Below are 20,383 nucleotides of genomic sequence, written 5' to 3'. Positions count from 1 at the left end.
TGTTTACGAAATTATTTTATCTGGCCAAATACATGGTCTATTACTTCTTTGCCCACCGGGTCGGCCGGATTGTACAAGTAGGTAATATCCCATATCTGACCATTATCTTCAAAGAAGAGACTCTGCCCCACCATCTGAACGGCATGGCCCTGCACATTCAGATTGAACGTACAGTGGACTTCTGTCGCCGGCCTGTCGAGGACAGTCGTTTCAGAGACCTTCGTTTGCAGATCTGTATAATGCGTCTGTTCCAGTAAGGAAATAGGTTTTTCGGCCCACTGCTGTATGGTGATTTCACTGGCGGGACGCGATTCGGCAGCCATCCACCAATGGGAATCGTTGGCGCCATATAATACGGTTCCATCATTATTCTGGGATTTCCCCATTTCCATAGGAGTCATGAGGTATACTTCGGAATTACCGCTTTTCAACTGTGTATAGCCAAAGCTATATTCTTCCAGAATCGATGCATTGCCGCAGCCAGTCATGAGTATTGTCGAAGCCGCAAGCACCGTTACCAGGAACTTTCTCATTCGTTTCATGCTATCACCTATTATACTTTCTCACAGACTGGTTTCATTATAACATATTCTCCATAAGAGAAAAAGGATAATTTGTCAATCTGCCGGGCAAATCGACTGTTTCCTTTCTTTTTATTCATATATATATTATGATTAATGTGTTGAAGAAGAAATAGCATAATACATAGGATATGTATGTCCGAGGAGTATGGTATGAAGCGTATTGCCGTTATTGCAGAATTTAATCCCTTTCATACAGGCCACGCCTGGCTGCTGTCCCAGGTACGGCAGCAGGCCGGTCCCCAGTCGCTGATCGTGGTCATCATGAGCGGTTCCTTTGTCCAGCGGGGCGAACCGGCATTATTCGATAAGTGGCATCGTGCCGCCTGGGCTGTTGAAGGCGGGGCCGATCTGGTCTTTGAACTGCCAGCGGTCTATAGTCTGTCCAGTGCCGACGGATTCGCCCTGGGAGGCGTATGGCTGGCGTCCCGGCTGGGATGCAGCCATCTGGCCTGTGGTGTCGAACGGGGCACGGCAGACGATTTTTACGCTCTGGCCCGGGCTGCACAGGATATCCGGCCCTGCCGGGGCAGGGAAACGGCCGGACGCCGGCAGACTATAGCCCTGGCTGCCCGGATTCGGGAACAAACGGCCTTACTTCTGGATCAGCCCAATGCCCTGCTGGCGGCATCCTACGCCAAAGCCATCGTGCAACAGGACCTGTCCCTGCAGTTCTGGCCAATCCTGCGTCAGGGCAGCCATCACGACCCGTCGCTGGCCCATTCCTTTGCCAGCGCCTCTGCCCTGCGTCAGGATATAATCCAGACAGGCCGCTGCCAGCATCTTCACCGCTATCTGACACCACAAGCCCGGGAAGATATGGCCGCACTCCTCTCACAGGGAGCATACACCGATTATGACCGCTATGGCGATTTCATTCTCTTCCAGAACAGGCTGCTGACACCGGAAATGCTCCGCCAGCTCCCGGCCTTTAACGAAGGGCTGGAGAACCGCTGGCACCGCTGTATGCAGGATTCCGTCACGTACAAAGAGGCACTGGCTGCCATCAAGACCCGCCGCTATGCCTACAGCCGTCTGTGCCGCATGGGCGCTTATACGCTCCTTTCACCCGGCCGCAGCCTCATGGACCAGTCATACCAGCTAGGACCCCAGTATGCCCGGCTGCTGGCCTTATCTCAAAAGGCATCCTTTTATATAAAAGAAATAAAGAAAGAACTGCCTGTCATCACCCGCATCACAGCCGCCGATTCTCTTTCCCCACTGGGCCGGAAACAGCTGGCACTGGACCTGCGCTGCACCGATATGCAGTACTACTGCTTCCATGGCACTCAGGCCCGCCTGTCGCGGCAGGATTATTATCAGTCTCCCCGCATACGCTGACACATTTTCCTTCTTGCTCCCATGTTGTCAATGTGGATTTTTTCTGATATGATTAGATTTGTTTTCTATACCAGCAAATCAATTTCACGTTGTGCAAAGGAGGAGTATTTCGTTGTCTATACAACTCAATATCTATCAGACGCTGGCTGCGGCCATCCTGGTGTATTATGCCGGCGTTTTCCTGCGTATAAAAATTTCTGCCCTCAGGACGTACTGCATTCCTGCCCCGGTCATCGGCGGCATCTTGTTCGCAGTCCTGAACTGCCTGCTGTATACACAGGGCATCTGGTCTTATGAGCAGGATACAGTCATGCAGAACGTCTGCATGATGCTGTTCTTCACCAGCGTCGGCTATACGGCTAGTCTGAGCCTGATCCGCCGCGGCGGCATCATGGTCTTTAAAATGGCTGTCATCACGACGGTACTCATCGTCATCCAGAATATCCTGGGCATCAGCCTGTCCTCCCTGTTCGGCCTCAGTCCCTATATGGGGCTGGCAACCGGCTCCATTCCCATGGTCGGCGGTCATGCTACAGCGGCTGCCTTTGGTCCCCTCCTGGAAGAAATGGGTCTCGATAGCGGCGCTACCATCGCCGTCGCCGCAGCTACCTTCGGCCTCGTCGCCGGCGGCCTCATCGGCGGCCCTGTCGGTGAACAGCTGGTCCACAAACACCACCTGCACAGTCATGCCGATACGGAACGTCTCGACCCGTCGGTCAGCCAGGAAGAAGTAGACAAATTGTCCTCTATTGCCAGCAGCAAAGAAAAAGCGGCAGAAGTCATCAAGCAGGAACACATCACTGGCCAGTCCATCAACAATCATCATTTCATGAATGCCATGGCCCATCTGTTCCTGGCCATGGGGCTGGGAACACTGGTCAGCGGATTCCTGAACAGCCTGGGACTGATTTTCCCGGCTTATATCGGCTCTATGCTGGTCGCTGCCGTTATCCGCAATATCTCCGATTTCACCCATGTATATAAGGTGTATCAGAGAGAAAGCGAAGTGCTGGGCAATCTGGGGCTCACAGTCTTTCTGACCTGCGTCCTCATGAGCCTCAAATTATGGCAGCTCAGCGATCTGGCCGTGCCCATGATTGTCATGCTCCTGAGTCAGGCCGTCATCATGGCCCTCTTTGCGTATTTCGTCGTATTCCGCATGATGGGCAGGGATTATGAAGCAGCGGTCATGACGTCCGGCGTCTGCGGCTTCGGTCTGGGTGCTACACCGAACGCCATCGCCAATATGACGGCCATGACAGAATTATTCGGCCCGGCACCGACGGCATTCTTCGTCATCCCCCTCATCGGATCACTCATCATCGACCCGGTCAACGCATCGGTCATTACGATTTTTATCAACCTTTTCCATTAATCTGTTCATCGAGCTGCCTGCGCCAATACGCGGCAGCTTCTTTGTCCATGGGAAGCCCTGTTCCCGTTTCCAGTATGCGGATATAGTTGCGGATGCCTTCCGTGTATCCGGTCCGGGCAGAACGGGAAAACCAGACGGCCGCTTTTTCCGGATCTTTTTCGACGCCAAATCCCTGTTCATAGAGCTGGCCCAGATTGTTGGCTGCCGGCCCGTCACCACCTTCAGCAGCCAGCCGGTACCAGTAGGCCGCTTCTGTATAATCCTGAGAAACGCCTTTCCCCGTTTCATATAAATATCCCAGATTATTCTGGGCAATGACATTGCCCTGCTCTGCCGCCTGTGTATACCACATGGCGGCTTTTTTGTAATCGGCTGTCCCGGCGTAGCCAAACTGATACATAATAGCCAGATTGCACTGTCCATCAGCATCGCCGTGGCGGGCAGAACGTTCATACCAATATACGGCCAGCTCGTAATTCTGTACGACGCCGCATCCTGTTTCGTAGAGATGGCCCAGGTTATTTTCCGCTTCAGGCAGTTTCTGGACGGCCGCCCGGGCATACCAGTACGCAGCCTTACGGATATCCGGTTCTATCCCCAGGCCGTGTTCATACTGATAGGCCAGATCATACTGGCATCGGGCATCACCGGCCCGGGCGCCCATGCCATACCAGTACAACGACAGCTGCAGCAATTCTTCTTTTTCTTCTTCATAGGCGGCAAAGAAATACTGGTCGCCCACTTCGCGCTGGGCCTGTACATCTCCCTGAAAAGCCTGTTTTTCCCATTGCCACAACGTCCGTCCCATCAATATATCTCTCCTTTCTATTCTGTACCTGATTGTACGGACAACGGCCTTTCTTGTCAATGTTTCCGGCAGCGGCAGCACTCGCAATGAAAAAAAACAAAAAAGTTCAATTTTTTCTTTTTGTCTTATTGACTTTTTGACTTTTATGGATATAATGATAATTGAACTTAGTTGTTCACTACTTTTACATGCAACTTACGCCCTACGTAAGGAGGTCTTAGTATGGGAAATGAAAAATATACGCAGAAGGTCATCGAAGCGTTCCAGACAGCGCAGCAGATAGCCGCCCTGCATTACAATCAGGAAATTACGTCCGTCCACGTCTTCATGGGACTGGTCAAGGAACCGGAAGGCCTGCTGGCCACGATTTTTAAAGAATGCGGCACCGATGTGCCTATGCTCCAGGCCCGGCTGGAACAACTCCTGAAAAAGATTCCGTCCGTCCAGGGACAGAGCCAGCTGACCATGGCTGTAGAAATGGCCCGTGTCATCGGCAAGGCCCAGCAGTATGCCGAATCAATGCACGATGAATACATCAGCACGGAACATCTGCTCCTCGGCATCGTCGAAGAAAGCGACAGTGACGTACAGACGCTGTGCCGTGAATTCGGTCTGGCCAAGGACAAAATCATGTCCATTATCCGGGCAAACCGCAAACAGAATGTCAACAGCGATAACCCGGAAAGCAATTACAAGGCACTGGAAAAATACGGCCGCGATCTGACAGCCGCTGCCCGCAAAGGCAAACTCGACCCGGTTATTGGCCGTGATGATGAAATCCGTCGTACCGTAGAAATCCTCTCCCGCCGGAGAAAGAACAACCCCGTGCTGATTGGTGAACCGGGCGTCGGCAAGACAGCTATTGTCGAAGGGCTGGCCCGCCGTATCGTATCCGGTGATGTGCCGGAATCACTGAAGAACAAGACACTCTATTCCCTTGATATGGGCTCCCTCATTGCCGGTGCCAAATACCGTGGTGAATTTGAAGAAAGACTGAAATCCGTCCTCAATGAAATCGCTAAATCGGATGGTCAGATTCTGCTGTTCATCGATGAAATCCATACGGTCGTCGGCGCTGGTGCGTCCGAAGGCTCCATGGATGCCAGCAACATCCTCAAACCGATGCTGGCCCGCGGTGACCTGCGCTGCATCGGGGCTACAACCCTCAACGAATATCAGAAATACATCGAAAAAGATGCCGCTCTGGAACGGCGTTTCCAGCCGGTCATGGTCGATCCGCCGTCTGTGGAAGACACCATCACCATTCTCCGTGGCCTGAAATCCCGTTACGAAGCCCATCACGGTGTCCGCATCCGTGATAAGGCCCTCGTCGCGGCAGCCGTTCTCTCCGACCGCTATATTTCCGACCGGTTCCTGCCCGATAAAGCTATCGATCTGGTCGATGAAGCTGCGGCGAAACTGCGTACGGAAATCGAATCCATGCCGGCTCCCATTGATGACCTGACTCACAAGATCATGCAGCTGGAAATCGAAGAACAGTCACTGAGTAAGGAAACGGATGACGCTTCGAAAGAACGTCTGGAAAAAATCACCGCCCAGAAGAATGAACTGAAAGAAAAAGAAGATGCCCTGAAAGAACAGTGGGAAAAAGAAAAGACCGCTATCACCCGCACCCAGGCATTGAAGAAAGAAATCGATGCCACCAAGAATGAAATGGAAAAGGCCGAACGGGAATACGATCTGGGCAAAGCTTCGGAATTGAAATATGGCAAACTGCCGGAACTGCAGAAACAGATGGAAGAACAGGAAAAGTTCATGGATGCCCACAAGGATTCCCAGCTCCTGAAGGAAGAAGTCGGCGAAGAAGATATTGCCGGCGTCGTCAGCCGCTGGACGGGTATCCCCGTTTCCAAAATGATGACGGGCGAACGGGAAAAACTGCTCCACCTCGATGATACGCTTCATCAGCGTGTCGTCGGCCAGGACGAAGCAGTCCGCGTCGTCAGCGATGCCATCATCCGTGCCCGTGCCGGTATCAAGGACCCCAACCGTCCCATCGGCTCGTTCATCTTCCTCGGCCCTACGGGTGTCGGCAAGACAGAACTGGCAAAGACACTGGCAGAAGCCCTCTTTGATGATGAACGCAATATCATCCGTATCGATATGTCAGAATACATGGAAAAGCACACTGTATCCCGTCTGATCGGTGCGCCTCCGGGATATGTCGGTTATGATGAAGGCGGCCAGCTCACCGAAGCCGTACGCCGTCATCCCTACAGCGTCATCCTCCTCGATGAAATTGAAAAGGCTCATCCCGATATCTTCAACGTCCTGTTGCAGATTCTTGACGATGGCCGTCTGACCGATGGCAAAGGCCGGGTCGTCAACTTCAAGAACACCATCATCATCATGACCAGTAACCTCGGCTCTCATGAAATCCTGGAAACGAAAGATTTCGCCCAGGCAGAAAAAGCCGTCCGGGAACTGCTCAAAAAATACTTCCGTCCGGAATTCCTCAACCGTGTCGATGACATCATCGTCTTCAAGGCTCTGGGCAAAGATCAGGTACGCAATATTGCCACCATCCTGCTCAAACGCCTGAGTGAACGTCTGGAAAAACAGGTCAAGATTCACCTCACCTGGACCGATGAAGCACTGCAGGCGCTGGCCGATCAGGGCTATGACCCGCAGTTCGGTGCCCGTCCGCTGCGCCGCCTGATTGTCCATACCGTCGAAACGGCACTCAGCCGCGACATCATCAGCGGCGTCGTCCGTGAAGGCGATACGGTCTCCATCAACTACGATGGCCAGCAATTTACGTTCACGCCGTACAGACAGCAGAAAGAAGCCTGATGTTTGACGTTTGACGTGACTTCAAATGATAAAAGCGGCTGGTGCATTACGTGTGATTACGTAGTGCACCAGCCGCTTTTTCTATATTCTGTTATTCATTGTATTCTTTGTAGAGCTGCTTCAAGACATTAGACCTGGTAATCATGCCGACGACTCGCTTGTTGACGACGACGGGGATGACTTTCAGGTGTTCGATGACCATAGCGGCCGCTACTTGTTCTACGTCCGTATCGGGCGTCGTGATGACCACGTCGCGGGTCATCAGTTTTTCACAGGGTTCATCCATGAGCGTCCGGAATTCCTTGGCATACTTATTGATGCGGCTGGTCATGATTTTCGAACCGATAAACGGCAGAGCCCGGGGAATGTGGGGCCTGGAACTGCGGTACATGAGGTCCGCACTGGTAATGATGCCGATAAGGTGTTCTTCATCATCGACGACGGGCACGGCCAGCAGGCGGTGTTTGACGAAAAGTCGGAATAACTTGCGCACCGGCGTATCGGGCGTGACAGAGACAAACATCTTGTACATGACATCGCGGACCGGTACGACAGGAGCCTGTTTCTTTTCCGTTCCGTCTGTGCCGGGCTGTTTCTTCAGTTCTGCTTCATCCATATAGCCCGCCTCCCCTACGATTCACCGTATTCCTGATACAATTCGTCCAGGATGTTGCCACGTGTCACGATGCCTACGACGTGTTTCTTGTCCACGATGGGAATGACTTTCAGATGTTCCGCCACCATGACGCCGGCAATCTGTTCGACCGGTGCATCCGGTGCGGCAATGATGACATCTTTGGTCATCAGTTCTTTCGCCGTCCCGGCCATGAGTTTCTTGAATCCCCGGTTGTAGGCGCTGATGCCACTGTAATAAATACTGGCGCCGAGAAGGTTGACGTAATGCGGCACGTGGGGTTTTACTTTTTTGTACAGCAGGTCCGCATCGGTGACGATACCGACCAGTTCATCTTCATCGTTGATGATGGGGATGGCCGTCACCTTATTCTTGACAAATAAATTGACCAGTTCATAGACAGATGTATCCGGGCCGGCCGTCACAAAGGCTTTTTCCATGATTTCTGATGCTATATGCTGTGCCATATAAATCACTCCTTTATAAGCAGGCATCTCGTTCTGCAATATGCCCGCCGGTTATGATTTTATTTTCTATATATATAATTTGACACAAACCGGCGATTTCCTGCCTGGCATGGCAGAATACTTTACCCAAATTGCGGCAAACCCCCGGAATGTCCTGTCATCTAGAGAACAGGACATTCCGGGGGTTTCGTATTTCTCAGGCGGCAGGGCAGACATCCCGTCCACAGGGCCATTCCCGGTTATAAATGGTACGGTTCGTGGCGGGCGATTTTGATGGCCCGGTAAATCTGTTCCACCAGAATAAGGCGGATCATCTGATGGGTCAGGGTAATGCGCCCGAAGGATATGCGTTCATCGGCGCGGCGGCGCAACGATTCGGAAAGGCCAAAAGGACCGCCGATGATGAAAGTCAGTTCACTGGTACCATAGAGGGCCAGGTCGGAAAAGCGCTGTGATAACTCTTCCGAGGAAATAAGTTTTCCTGCCACATCGAGGACAAACAAGTGGGAACCGGGATGCACATGAGAGAGCATTTTCTCCCCTTCTTTTTCCAGCACCTGTTCTTTCTGGGCTGGGGAAGGATGGTCAGGCATTTTTTCTTCCGGAAGGACGGTCAGTTCCACCTGTCCGTATGGGCGCAGACGCTTGAGAAATTCCTGAATACCTGCCGTAAGATATGCTTCTTTGATTTTGCCCGTAGCTATAATGTGGTATTTCATTGGTCATCCTCGTCATCGGCCGGAGCTTCCTGAAGCACTACGTCGGCACTCTGGCTCGAACCATTGCGGTCAAAGGTAACCGTCACGGTATCGCCGGGTCTGGCCTTGGAAAGGGCATCCTGCAGATCCGTAAAGGCTTCAATCGTCGTATCGCCGACCTTGGTAATGACATCGCCATGACGCAGGCCTGCCTGGTCGAGAGGACCACCGGCAATGACTTTGTACACATAGACGCCACTCACGTTGAGCTTCATGCCAAAGCGGGCTGCCATCTTCTTATCGAGTCCGTAGAAACCGAGGTACGGACGGGATACTTTGCCATTCTTGATGAGAGATTCCAGGATGGGCCGGGCCGTATTGATGGGAATGGCGAATCCCAGGCCTTCTACGCCTTCCTTGGAAATCTTGGCACTGTTGATACCGATGACCTTACCATCGGCATCGACGAGAGCGCCGCCGGAATTGCCGGGATTGATGGCTGCATCAGTCTGTATCAGTTTCATCCCTTCCCCTTCCACACCGATAGTCCGGTTGAGGGAGCTGATGACGCCGGCCGTTACGGTTCCCTGGAATTCCAGTCCCAGAGGGTTGCCGATGGCGATGGCCGTTTCACCGACCTGCAAAGAGTCGCTGTCACCAAATTCGGCAACGGGCAGATTATCGACATTAATCTTGACGACGGCCAGATCGGTCTTTTCATCGCGGCCGACGACGGTCCCTTCCGTACTCTGTCCATCGGCCAGAGAGACGATGACCGTTTTCGCCGTCCCGACGACGTGATTATTCGTCGCAATGTATCCCGACTTATCAAAAATGATGCCCGAACCGACGCCCTCGCCGACGAGGACTTTGCGGTTAAAAATGTCGCGGTTATATACTTTCGTCGTAATCCCGACGACAGCAGGACCGACTTTTTTGGCTGCCTGCACAACGGCCGTATTGCGGGCATCGGATATGGCTTCACTCTTGGCCGGTTCCTGCAGCTGGTTCAGATTGCCCGAATAGGTCTGGCTGCCGAAAAATGTTTCATGGATTTTAAAGCCGCCGGCAATACCGGCGCCAATCAGGAGAACAGCGACCAGCGCTGTCAGCCATTTTTTTCGTGTCATTATAGAGTACCTCCGTTCAAAAAGCGCACGGATCCCGTCGCCGAGGCGAGGCGCAATAACATATCCTGCCCGATGACCAGGCCATGGCCCGTGAGAACATCGCGCATGGTCTGCACCGTAAGGGCCGGTGTATTGTTGTGTTCACTGCGATGGGCCAGCAGGACCTTGACCATTCCCCGCCGCGGCAGAGAGCTGAGAAATTCCGCTGCCGTCCGGTTGGACAGATGGCCCTGATTTCCCAGTATACGCTGCTGCAGGGCGTAGGGATAAGGCCCGTTTCGCAGCATCGTTTCATCATGATTCGCTTCGAGGATGAGCATATCCGACCAGGAAGCGGCCGTCATGACATCGGGTGTAATACAGCCCAGGTCCGTTGCCAGGGTAATCTTGCAGTCGCCGTGATACAGGGAATAACCCACCGACCGGGCCGCATCATGGCTGGTCGCAAAGGGAACGATCTGCATCTCTCCCAGGGAAAGGCGGCGCGGCAGGCGGACAAAGCGGTCCATATAAGGGAGAATCTTATTGCCCATGGCCTGCCAGGTCTCCTGTGTCGTATAGACAGGCATATGGGTCCGTTTCAACAGGACGGGCAGGCCGCTCACATGGTCCGTGTGTTCATGGGTAATGAGGACGGCATCGAGGTCAGACAAAGCATACCCGAACCGGCGCAGTCCTTTTTCAATGCGCCGGCAGCTGATGCCGGCATCGATGAGCACGCAGGTCCGTCCACAGCGGATAAAGGCGGCATTGCCACTACTGCCGCTGGCCAGGAGGCTGACCAGGCAGTCGCCGTTGTGGCTGACGGTCTGGCTTTTCAGGAACGAGCCTCCATCTTCAGACACGGCTGCCGATTTCGTCTGGCTGAAATCGGCAGCGAGGGATGGATACCCTGCCGGTTCCTCCGTCACAGCAGCTCCGGAAGCAATACGGCGCGCCCTGCCGATAGACTGGGCCAGTTGCGCCAGCCGGATTTCACTCTCCGTCATGGAGTTCTCCCTGTACGATGGCAATGCCGGCACTGGCACCGAGGCGGTCGGCACCGGCTTCTACGAGCTGCCGCGCCGAGGCATAATCGTGGATACCGCCGGAGGCCTTGATTTTGGCACTGCCGTCTACGGCCCGTTTCATGAGAGCCACATCGTGGACGGTCGCTCCACCATGGCCAAAGCCCGTCGACGTCTTGACATAGGCAGCTCCTGCTTCGACAGCCACCTGGCAGGCCTTTACCTTTTCTTCATCTGTGAGAAGCCCCGTTTCCAGTATCACTTTGACGGGACGGCTGGCCGCACTCAGCACGACGAGGCGGATGTCCTGATAGACGTACTCCCAGTCGGCGGCTTTGGCCCGGCCGATAGCCAGGACCATATCAATTTCATCAGCCCCGCTGGCTACGGCTTCGGCTGTTTCCATGGCCTTTGCCTTGCTGGCCATAGCTCCAAGAGGAAATCCGACGACCGATGTCACCAGGCAGGATGTCCCGGCCAGTTCCTGTTTCGCCAGTTCTACATAAGACGAATTGACGCAAACAGCGGCAAATCCGTACGTACGCGCTTCCTGGCAAAGCTGGCGGATATCTCCGGGCGTTGCTTCCGGTTTTAAATTCGTGTGTTCAATACAGGCTGCAATAGACATGACAGACCCTCCTTTAAACGCATCAGTAAAATGTAAATCCTGTGATTTTTAATTATAGCACAAAACGAGGAAAGTTCCATACCAAAAAAACAGGAAAAAGGGTAGAAAAAAACACCATACGGAGCGTATCTCGTACGGTGTTCTTTGTGGTGGGCCTAGGTGGACTTGAACCACCGACCTCACGCTTATCAGGCGTGCGCTCTAACCAGCTGAGCTATAGGCCCATGTCCTAGCGACTTTCTTAGTATATCACACAAAGACATCTTGTCAAGAAATTTTTCTGTCAATTATATGTCCTGTATGGTACAATGATAGTTATTGACATATATGTTTATATTATCATAAAGAAGGGATTTCCATGAAAAAACTCGACCCCCATGTCTATTTATTTACCATGGGCCATTTCTCCGTAGACTGGGCCCAGGGCGGCATCCCTGCCCTGCTACCGTATTTTATCACGGCCTGCCAGCTCAATTACCAGCAGGCGGCGGGCATCATCTTTGCCAATATTCTCCTGTCATCGGTAACACAGCCGCTCATCGGCTACTATTCCGACCGGATTTCCAAGCCCTGGCTGGTCCCGCTTGGTCCCGTGCTGAGCGGCCTGTCTCTGACGGCCCTGGCCTTTACGACCAATTACTGGGTCATCCTGTTCTGTTCCATGGTCAGCGGCCTGGGAGGCAGTCTGTTCCATCCCGAAGCCGCCCGTATGGTCAACCGCATCGCCGGTTCTCTCAAAGGACAGGCTCTGGGCAGCTTTTCCGTCGGCGGCAATGCCGGTTTTGCCATCGGCCCGATGGTAGCCGGGTTCAGTGCCTATACCTTTGACATCCACGGGCTGGTCCTGTACGGCATAGTCAACGTGATCGTCGCCGCTATTCTCTACCACTCCATGCCCACCATCCTCACCATGGCTGCCGCCGCTGACAAAGCCGAAGCCAAAGCGCATCCGGGAGCCTCTCATGAAAATGACTGGGGCGCCTTCAGCAAGCTGACTGTCGTCATATTCGCCCGTTCTATCGGCTTTACCCTGTGTAATACGTTCATCCCCATTTACTGGATCACCATCCTGGGAGCCACGCCCTCTACGGGCAGTATGGCCCTGTCCATCCTGTTTTCCATGGGCGTCGTCATCACCTTCCTGGGCGGTATCATGGCCGACCGTTTTGGTTTCATCCGGGTCATGCGCGGTTCATTCCTCATCATGGTGCCGGCCATGTTCTTCCTGGTCAACAGTTCCCAGCTCTGGCTGGCCACACTGCTCCTGCTGCCCGTCGCCTTCTCTCTCTTTGCTCCCTACAGTCCCATCGTCGTCCTCGGTCAGACCTACCTGGGCAAAAACGTCGGCTTTGCTTCGGGCATCACTCTGGGCCTGAGCACGACCGTAGGTGGTCTCCTGTCACCGGTCGTCGGTTGGGGTGCCGACCTCTGGGGCGTCCAGACAGCCATGCAGATTCTCTGGATATGCGCTGCCATAGGCTGCGTTTTTACCTTCCTCGTTCCCGTCCCCAAAGCATGGAAAGAGGAGAAAGTGTGAGGCTAGTGGCTAGTGATTAGTGATTAGATGTTACCAAAAACAGCTTGTCTTACGACAAGCTGTTTTTGGTATGCATTTCTGCCAATTGCAAACTATGTTTTTCCAAACTACGCTCTTATACCGGTTCTTCTTCCGTTTCGTCATGGCTGACAGCTTTTGGTCCGCGGCGGTTGCTCGTATGATTTTTCCAGACGACCCACAGCGATGTATCGACGCAAATCGAGCTGTAGGCCCCGCTGATAAAGCCAATGAGCATGACCAGGGAAAAATTCTTCGTCGATTCCCCGCCGAAGAAATGGAGGGCACCGCAGGCAAAGAGTACCGTCGTCAGGGTATAAATACTGCGGTGGATACTCTGGGCGATGCTGTCATAAGCCAGCTTTTCGTATGTATCGGTGCGGCGGTGAGTCCGCGTGTTTTCACGGACACGGTCGAAGATGACGACCGCTTCATTCATGGAGTACCCGACGACGGTCAGGATAGCTGCCAGGAAAGTCGCATCGATTTCCAGATGGAAAAAGGAGAAAAAGCCCAGTACCATGATCAAATCATGGAGAATGGAAACGAGGGCGGAAAGAGCGATTTTGTATTCAAACCGGAGAGTGATGTACGCCGCCAGGGCGATAAAGGCCACGGCCAGGCTCATGATCGCATTTTTCGTGACCTCCGAGCCGATGACAGCCCCGACGGATTCGGTCCGCTTCACTTCGGCCCCGCCCAGTTTATTGCTGAGCTGGTCGGCAATCGCCTTGCTTTCATCGGACGACAGGTTGCGCATGCGGATCATGACATCCTGGGACGAATCCTGATCGCTGACCCCGGAAAGCTGGATGACGCTGTTTTCCAGGTCCATATTGGACTGGTCCACGACTTCACGCACCTGGGAGACGGTGACAGGCTGCTTGAACTGCATGTCCAGAATCGTGCCGCCCGTATAGTCAATGCCAAAGTTGAACCCATTGATAAAAATGGAGATGATACTGAAAATGACCAGCACGGACGACAGGGTGAACCACCATTTTTTATGAGCTACGATGTTGAATCTCATTTGTGTCCCCCCTTATTCTTCATATGTTCCGGTACCTTGCGGTTCAGCCCGTAGAACCAGGGATTGGTAATGAGCCCCGTATTGATGAACCACGTCAGGAGCGAACGGCTGACGATGATCGCCGTAAACATACTGACGATAATCCCCAGTGCCAGGTTGACGGCAAAGCCTTTTACAGTGCCGCTGCCCATGACGATGAGGACGATAGCCGCGATCATGACCGATACGTTGGCATCGAGGATTGTGTTAAACGCCCGCTTGAAGCCAGCCTCCATAGATGTCCTTAGACTCTTGCCAATGAGCACTTCTTCCTTAAATCGTTCGAATATCAGGATATTCGCATCGACGGCAAAGCCCATGGACAGGATGACCCCGGCGATGCCTGGCAGAGTCAGGGTGGCATCGAGGTACTTCAAAATAGACAACAGGATGAGGACGTAGACCAGAAGGGCGATATTGGCCACTACGCCGGACATCCGGTAGATGATGATCAGGAAAATCATGATGAGCACGATGCCGATGGCAAAGGCTTTTTCCGATTTGACCTTGGAATCCTGGCCCAGGCTCGGCCCGATGGTACGGACTTCCATGACCTGCAGCTTGACCGGCAGTGCGCCGGAACGGAGCAGGATGGCCAGATTCTTGGCATCTTCCAGGGTCTTGCTGCCGGTGATGACTGCCTTGCCGCCCGTAATCGGTTCGTTGACGACCGGTTCGGTAAGGGGTGCGCCATCGAGGTAAATGCCGATTTTACGGCCTACGTTGGAAGCCGTGAGGTCGGCAAATTTCTTGGCCCCTTCGTCGGTAAATTCAATGGCGACGACGTTCTTCTTGCCCTGGTCGATCTGTTCTTTTGCCGTTTTCAGATCATTCCCGGTCATGCGTGTCGTGCCCGATTCATCCTTAAATTCCAGGACCGCCGTCTTGCCGATGGTTTCAATCGCCTTTTCCGGATTCTTTTCCCCCGGCAGTTCGACGATGATCCGCCGTGCCCCTTCTTTCTGGACAATCGGTTCAGTCAGGCCCATTTCATTGATACGCCGTTCGACAATGGAGACAGCACGGTTCAGGGAATCGTCTGTAACCGGTGCTTCCGGTGTATCGACGGCTTCCAGTACGATATGGGTACCACCCTGCAAATCCAGACCCTGCTTGATGGAATTGGCCAGGGGATAGATGAAGGTGATAAATGCTGCCAGAATGATGATGACGGCAGCGGAAAACTTAATCATATTGCGGGTCCGCAAGAGAAGTCCCTCCCCTTAGTCTTCTTCGTCGCCGGCAATCGCGCTGATGGATTCTTTCTTCAGCTTGATTTCCACTTTATCGGCAATGCGGATGCGGACATAGTCGTCTTTGATATCCGTAATTACGCCATAGAGGCCGCCAACGGTAACAATTTTGGTGTTTTTCTTCAGATTGGAGAACATTTCCTGACGCCGTTTCTGCTGACGCTTCTGCGGACGATACAAAATGAAATAGAACAAGAGGACCATGAAGAGCAGCGGCCACATCTGGCCGAGGTCACCCAGAAAGCCCAGGTTATCGTAGTTAGTCAAACCGTTAAAAAAATTAGCAATAGAATCCACAGTTTTTACCTCCTAGTGAATAAATATAATATATGTACATGATGTGTAGAATTACCCATCTTGATACCGTTTCCAGAACTGTTCGCGGAATGTACGGAATGTGCCATCTAATATAGACTGACGCATCTGGCGCATAAAGTCAAGGAGAAAATACAGATTATGGATGCTCACCAGCCGGTAGGCCAGGAGTTCTTCCGCCTTGAAGAGGTGGCGGATATAAGCGCGCGTATAGTTGCGGCACGTATAGCACTGGCAGCCCTCTTCAATGGGATGGAAATCGTGGGCATACCGGGCATTGCGCACCGTGAGGCGTCCCGTATGGGTCATGGCCATGCCGTTGCGGGCAACGCGGGTCGGAAATACGCAATCGAACATATCGACGCCGCGGGCCACCCCTTCGACGAGACAATCCGGCGTGCCGACACCCATGAGATAGCGGGCTTTTTCCCGTGGCAGGTGTTTGGTCGTATAACCCAGCACTTCATACATTATATCCTTACTCTCGCCAACACTCAAGCCGCCGATGCCATATCCATCAAAATCCATGTCCACCAGATCCTCGCAGCTCTTACGGCGCAGGTCTTCGTACATGCCGCCCTGAACGATGCCGAACAGTCCCTGGGTATCACTGTGATGGTGGTCGAGGCAGCGCTGTGCCCAGCGGCTCGTCCGTTCCGTCGAAAGTTTCGTGTATTCATAGTCCGACGGATAGGGAATGCATTCGTCAAAGGCCATGGCGATATCCGAATTGAGGGCCATCTGGATATCCATGGATACTTCCGGCGACAGAAATTTCTTCGAGCCGTCGAGATGGCTGCGGAAGGTGACACCTTCTTCTTTGATTTTCCGCATCTGCCCCAGACTGAACACCTGGAAGCCGCCACTGTCCGTGAGGATGGCCTGTTTCCAGTTCATGAATTTGTGCAGGCCGCCTGCTTCCTTTATGAGCTCTTCACCGGGACGCAGGAACAAGTGATAGGTATTGCTCAAAATGACCTGGGCGCCCATATCATAGAGTTCTTCCGGCGTCAGCGTCTTGACCGTGGCCTGCGTACCGACGGGCATAAACATAGGCGTCTTGAATGTGCCGTGGGGCGTGCGCAGGAGACCGGCCCGGGCACCGTCACATTCGGCCTGCAGTTCGTAGGTAATGACCATATGGTTCCTCCTCTAATGAATAAACATGGCATCGCCGAAACTGAAGAAACGGTATTTTTCCCTGACGGCAATGTCATAGGCATGGAGAATCTGTTCCCGCGTCGAAAGGGCACTGATGAGCATGAGCAGCGTCGATTCGGGAAGGTGGAAATTAGTGACCAGGGCATCGACGATATGGAAGGTAAAGCCCGGGTAGATGAAAATATTCGTCCAGCCGGAACCGGCCTTGAGCGTTCCCGTCGTGCCGGCACTTTCCAGAGTGCGGATACTCGTCGTCCCTACGGCAATGATACGCCGTCCTTCAGCTTTTGCCCGGTTGATAGCATCAGCTGCTTCGGGAGTGATGCTGTAAAATTCACTGTGCATCTGATGGTCTTCGATGTTTTCTTCTTCTACCGGACGGAATGTACCCAGGCCGACATGAAGAGTGACGAAGACTTCTTCTACGCCCTTATCGCGGATTTTCTGCAACAGTTCATCTGTAAAATGCAGTCCTGCCGTCGGCGCCGCTGCCGATCCCCGTTCGCGGGCATAGACCGTCTGGTATTCATCGGGGTCTTCCATTTTTTCATGGATATACGGTGGCAGGGGCATTTCGCCAATCTGGTCGATAATGTCGTCAAACACGCCATCATAGGTGAAATGGACGACCCGGCCGCCAAAGTCGGTGCGGTCCAGTACTTCTGCCTGCAAGCCTCCGGGAAATTCGATGGTCGTACCCGGGAGAGCCTTCTTCCCCGGTTTGACCAGCACTTCCCAGCGGTCTTCCCCGACCGGGGTCAGGAGCAGTACTTCTACCTTGCCGCCCGTCGGGACCCGTTTCCCATAGAGGCGGGCGGGAATGACTTTGGAGTCGTTGAAGACGAGGACATCGCCGGCCTGAAGTTCATCGACTAGGTCGTAAAAATGCTTATGTTCCACAGCGCCTGTTTTTTTGTCATACAACATAAGGCGGGCATGATCCCGCGGTTCGGCCGGATGCTGGGCAATCAGTTCTTTTGGTAATTCATACGAAAAATCAGTCAGTTTCAAAATAATCCTTCCTGTCTTAGCAATCAATATAATTTTTCAAGTCTGGTACCTGTATAATAATGGGCCAGGATCGTGCGGTAATAACCGGCACTGCCGTGTTCCTGAGCCATCTGATACGCTCCGTACTGGCTCATTCCCAGTCCATGGCCCCAGCCATATCCGTAAATCGTGATAGGGACGCCGGCTTTGACGGCCATGGTCGTACTGCGGGCCGCCTTTCCTGAATCCGGATCGGGGAGAGTGCCATTTCCCTGAGCAAAATCAAAGAGGGTACTCTTCAGGCCGTATATGGACCGGAAGGCATTGCCCGTCACGCGGACCGAGCCCGCCGAACCCGTAACGGTCATGGACAGCACCCGGCCGGAAACGCCCCGGTCGGAAACGGCCATAGGCCGTCTGCCCAGCGGTGACAGCGTAATAGATTTGACCTTGCCTACACCTTTACCGGCGGCAGCGAGATTGGCTGCCAGTTTTTCCGGCGTCGTCGTCACCGCCCAGCGGTACGATGGCATTCGGCTGCTCGTATCGGAAACGCCGCGCAAATAAGGAATGTGGGAGCCCCACACGTTTTCACTGTTTTCCGTCCAGCCGCCGGCTGACGAACAGAAAAAAGCGTCAATCGGCTTGCCACCATAGGTCAGTACTTCGCCCCGCGTCGCATTGACGGCGGCGATGACCGACGGCGATTCGCCATTGATGCCGGCATAGGTCTGGCTGGATGTATCGTCGGTCATATCAAACCCGCGGCTGGCAAAATTATTCTCATGAGAAACGGCATAGGTACGCGCTGCGACGGCCTGTGCCTTGAGCGCTTCCGGATGCCATGACGGCGACATTTCCTTGCCGACGACACCGTAGAGATATTCTTCCATGGGAACGACATTCACGACGGTCAGGCCCCACCGCTGGGGCGATTTCATGACTCTTATAGCACCGCGATAGGCATAGCCGTCAGTAATCTTCACCGACCCGGAAGATGAAAGAGGGCGAACTTCGACGGCGCCAGCAGCGGCAGCGCCGCCGACGGTCACGGTATTACCCTTGAGGGCAACCTGCAAGGGCGTATGGGCGGGATATTTCTTCCACAGGGACCCGTTTTTCCAGACGCCCAGGCCGCTGTCACTGGTGAAAGCGACCGAACCGCGCCCTTCGCGGATGCCGATGCGCACAGGCTGACCCATGCCCGATGCAACGGCCGTTCCCCCAAAGGAAACGAGGCAAAAGGCGGCCGTAACAAGACACGCTATCTTTTTAAACCACATATAAAGCCGCTCCTCTCTTAATGGCGGGAAAAAAAGTTGAGAATAATAGAAAGGACGACACTGATGACGATACAGGTCACGATGGGAAAATAAAAAGACGTATTTCCCCTGGTGAAATGGATGTCTCCCGGCAGGTGTCCGAGGAACCGGGACAGTCCCAGCTGATCCAGTCCCATCCAGGCTGCGCCGGCAATGATAAAAAAGATTCCGATGTAAATCAGTGTTTTAGCCATAGTGTCTCCTAAAAGAGTGACGTACTCTTGGCGCCGTCATCCCGTCCCGGTTCAGGCAGGCCGAGGTGACGATAGGCTGCAGCCGTCACGACCCGTCCCCGGGGCGTACGGTTCAAAAATCCCTGCTGCATGAGAAACGGTTCATAGACATCTTCGACGGCATCGACGGACTCGCTGATTGCCGCCGCAATCGTATCGAGGCCGACGGGACCGCCGCCGAACTTCTCGATAATGACCTGCAGTACCCGCCGGTCCGTCCGGTCCAGGCCGCAACGGTCTACTTCCAGCCGGTCCAGTGCCGACGAGGCAATGTCGCTGGTAATAGCCGGTGCTCCGGCTACCTGGGCAAAATCGCGGACCCGCTTCAGCAGGCGGTTGGCAATACGCGGTGTGCCCCGGCTGCGGCGGGCGATTTCCAGTGCCCCCTGTTCCTCTATTTCGATATCGAGGATCTGCGCTGTCCGGCAGATGATGAGCACCAGTTCTTCGGGCTTATAAAATTCCAGACGGCAGATGACGCCGAAGCGGTCCCGGAGAGGCGGTGCCAGGCGTCCTACCTGTGTCGTCGCACCGACCAGGGTAAACGGCGGCAGGTCGATACGCACCGACCGGGCACTGGGTCCCTTGCCGATGACAATATCGAGGGCGTAATCTTCCATGGCCGCATACAGCACTTCTTCTACGCTGTGGGACAGACGGTGGATTTCATCGATGAACAACAAGTCCCGTTCCTGCAGATTGGTCAGCAGGGCTGCCAGATCGCCGGGCCGTTCGATTGCCGGGCCGGACGTGATGCGCAGATTGACGCCCAGCTCATTGGCGATGATGCCGGCCATGGTCGTCTTGCCCAGGCCCGGCGGCCCGTACAGGAGCACGTGGTCCAGCGCTTCCTTGCGCAGTTTCGCCGCTTCAATGAATACGCGCAGATTTTCCTTGGCCTTGGTCTGGCCGATATATTCCTTTAAATAATGAGGCCGCAGACTGTACTGCCAGGAATCACCCGGCAAGTCGGCCGTCTCAATGATGCGATGTTCTTCCATC

20 protein-coding genes and 1 tRNA gene are annotated in these 20,383 nt (G+C 53.8%); 4 read left to right on the top strand and 17 right to left on the bottom strand.

The window, feature by feature from the left end:
• Nucleotides 1-11: 11 nt before the first annotated feature.
• A complete protein-coding gene (locus B2U90_RS10430; protein WP_070807723.1) occupies nucleotides 12-542 on the bottom strand; it encodes a hypothetical protein in 531 nt (176 codons plus the stop codon).
• Nucleotides 543-734: 192 nt separating this feature from the next.
• Here B2U90_RS10430 and B2U90_RS10425 point away from each other — a divergent pair, with 192 nt between their 5' ends.
• Together B2U90_RS10425 and gltS are read left to right on the top strand one after the other, a co-directional pair.
• Nucleotides 735-1,922, top strand: coding sequence for a tRNA(Met) cytidine acetate ligase (locus B2U90_RS10425; protein ID WP_292017733.1), 1,188 nt, complete (start codon nucleotides 735-737; stop codon nucleotides 1,920-1,922).
• 112 nt (nucleotides 1,923-2,034) lie between these two features.
• Nucleotides 2,035-3,297, top strand: coding sequence for a sodium/glutamate symporter (gene gltS, locus B2U90_RS10420; protein WP_059075745.1), 1,263 nt, complete (start codon nucleotides 2,035-2,037; stop codon nucleotides 3,295-3,297).
• Here the strand turns inward: gltS and B2U90_RS10415 are convergent.
• Nucleotides 3,281-4,105, bottom strand: a complete 825-nt coding sequence (locus tag B2U90_RS10415; protein ID WP_292017732.1) for a tetratricopeptide repeat protein — start codon at nucleotides 4,103-4,105, stop codon at nucleotides 3,281-3,283. The two genes, gltS and B2U90_RS10415, sit on opposite strands and share 17 nt — an antisense overlap.
• Before the next feature lie 222 nt (nucleotides 4,106-4,327).
• Here B2U90_RS10415 and clpB point away from each other — a divergent pair, with 222 nt between their 5' ends.
• Nucleotides 4,328-6,919 (top strand): ATP-dependent chaperone ClpB, encoded by a 2,592-nt coding sequence (gene clpB, locus B2U90_RS10410; RefSeq protein ID WP_292017731.1) that lies wholly within the window; start codon nucleotides 4,328-4,330, stop codon nucleotides 6,917-6,919.
• Between the two features lie 91 nt (nucleotides 6,920-7,010).
• On the opposite strand, the gene B2U90_RS10405 is transcribed toward clpB, so the two are convergent.
• The 7 genes from B2U90_RS10405 to B2U90_RS10375 form a co-directional block, all read right to left on the bottom strand.
• Nucleotides 7,011-7,535, bottom strand: a complete 525-nt coding sequence (locus B2U90_RS10405) for a CBS domain-containing protein (protein WP_292017730.1) — start codon at nucleotides 7,533-7,535, stop codon at nucleotides 7,011-7,013.
• A gap of 14 nt (nucleotides 7,536-7,549) precedes the next feature.
• Nucleotides 7,550-8,020 (bottom strand): CBS domain-containing protein, encoded by a 471-nt coding sequence (locus B2U90_RS10400; RefSeq protein WP_059075779.1) that lies wholly within the window; start codon nucleotides 8,018-8,020, stop codon nucleotides 7,550-7,552.
• 239 nt (nucleotides 8,021-8,259) lie between these two features.
• Entirely contained in the window at nucleotides 8,260-8,739 is a 480-nt protein-coding gene (gene rlmH / locus B2U90_RS10395) for a 23S rRNA (pseudouridine(1915)-N(3))-methyltransferase RlmH (RefSeq protein WP_059075742.1), read from the bottom strand.
• Nucleotides 8,736-9,848: a S1C family serine protease gene (locus B2U90_RS10390; protein WP_206084998.1), complete on the bottom strand. Its 1,113-nt coding sequence runs from the start codon at nucleotides 9,846-9,848 to the stop codon at nucleotides 8,736-8,738. Before B2U90_RS10390 ends, rlmH begins: the two co-directional genes overlap by 4 nt.
• The gene (locus tag B2U90_RS10385) at nucleotides 9,848-10,837 is read right to left on the bottom strand and encodes an MBL fold metallo-hydrolase (protein WP_059075740.1); all 990 of its coding nucleotides are present in this window, start codon (nucleotides 10,835-10,837) and stop codon (nucleotides 9,848-9,850) included. The genes B2U90_RS10390 and B2U90_RS10385 overlap by 1 nt, the downstream gene beginning before the upstream one ends.
• A complete protein-coding gene (gene deoC / locus B2U90_RS10380) occupies nucleotides 10,824-11,483 on the bottom strand; it encodes a deoxyribose-phosphate aldolase (RefSeq protein ID WP_059075739.1) in 660 nt (219 codons plus the stop codon). The genes B2U90_RS10385 and deoC overlap by 14 nt, the downstream gene beginning before the upstream one ends.
• 147 nt (nucleotides 11,484-11,630) lie before the next feature.
• Nucleotides 11,631-11,707: transfer RNA gene (locus tag B2U90_RS10375), tRNA-Ile, on the bottom strand.
• A gap of 134 nt (nucleotides 11,708-11,841) precedes the next feature.
• On the opposite strand from B2U90_RS10375, the gene B2U90_RS10370 reads away from it, so the two are divergent.
• Nucleotides 11,842-13,020 (top strand): MFS transporter, encoded by a 1,179-nt coding sequence (locus B2U90_RS10370; protein ID WP_292017729.1) that lies wholly within the window; start codon nucleotides 11,842-11,844, stop codon nucleotides 13,018-13,020.
• 115 nt (nucleotides 13,021-13,135) lie between these two features.
• On the opposite strand, the gene secF is transcribed toward B2U90_RS10370, so the two are convergent.
• The 8 genes from secF to ruvB are packed head-to-tail and all read right to left on the bottom strand — an operon-like array spanning nucleotide 13,136 to nucleotide 20,382.
• Nucleotides 13,136-14,068 (bottom strand): protein translocase subunit SecF, encoded by a 933-nt coding sequence (gene secF / locus B2U90_RS10365; protein ID WP_059075737.1) that lies wholly within the window; start codon nucleotides 14,066-14,068, stop codon nucleotides 13,136-13,138.
• Nucleotides 14,065-15,300, bottom strand: coding sequence for a protein translocase subunit SecD (gene secD, locus B2U90_RS10360; protein ID WP_083237175.1), 1,236 nt, complete (start codon nucleotides 15,298-15,300; stop codon nucleotides 14,065-14,067). The genes secF and secD overlap by 4 nt, the downstream gene beginning before the upstream one ends.
• A 30-nt stretch (nucleotides 15,301-15,330) precedes the next feature.
• Nucleotides 15,331-15,657, bottom strand: a complete 327-nt coding sequence (yajC, locus tag B2U90_RS10355) for a preprotein translocase subunit YajC (RefSeq protein WP_234995450.1) — start codon at nucleotides 15,655-15,657, stop codon at nucleotides 15,331-15,333.
• 51 nt (nucleotides 15,658-15,708) lie between these two features.
• Nucleotides 15,709-16,815 carry a tRNA guanosine(34) transglycosylase Tgt gene (gene tgt, locus B2U90_RS10350; RefSeq protein WP_059075735.1) on the bottom strand — a complete coding sequence of 369 codons (1,107 nt, stop codon included), beginning with the start codon at nucleotides 16,813-16,815 and terminating at the stop codon, nucleotides 15,709-15,711.
• 12 nt (nucleotides 16,816-16,827) lie between these two features.
• Nucleotides 16,828-17,847: a tRNA preQ1(34) S-adenosylmethionine ribosyltransferase-isomerase QueA gene (gene queA / locus B2U90_RS10345; protein WP_059075734.1), complete on the bottom strand. Its 1,020-nt coding sequence runs from the start codon at nucleotides 17,845-17,847 to the stop codon at nucleotides 16,828-16,830.
• Between the two features lie 23 nt (nucleotides 17,848-17,870).
• On the bottom strand, nucleotides 17,871-19,109 hold the full coding sequence (locus B2U90_RS10340; protein WP_292017728.1) for a SpoIID/LytB domain-containing protein: 1,239 nt from the start codon (nucleotides 19,107-19,109) through the stop codon (nucleotides 17,871-17,873).
• Between the two features lie 17 nt (nucleotides 19,110-19,126).
• Nucleotides 19,127-19,342: a DUF2905 domain-containing protein gene (locus B2U90_RS10335; RefSeq protein WP_059075732.1), complete on the bottom strand. Its 216-nt coding sequence runs from the start codon at nucleotides 19,340-19,342 to the stop codon at nucleotides 19,127-19,129.
• A gap of 8 nt (nucleotides 19,343-19,350) precedes the next feature.
• Nucleotides 19,351-20,382 (bottom strand): Holliday junction branch migration DNA helicase RuvB, encoded by a 1,032-nt coding sequence (gene ruvB / locus B2U90_RS10330; protein WP_292017727.1) that lies wholly within the window; start codon nucleotides 20,380-20,382, stop codon nucleotides 19,351-19,353.
• Nucleotide 20,383 lies beyond the last annotated feature (1 nt).

Source organism: Megasphaera sp. UBA4233 (assembly GCF_002395615.1).
Classification (GTDB): Bacteria; Bacillota; Negativicutes; order Veillonellales; family Megasphaeraceae; genus Megasphaera; species Megasphaera hexanoica.
This window is presented reverse-complemented; position numbering and strand designations above follow the sequence as displayed.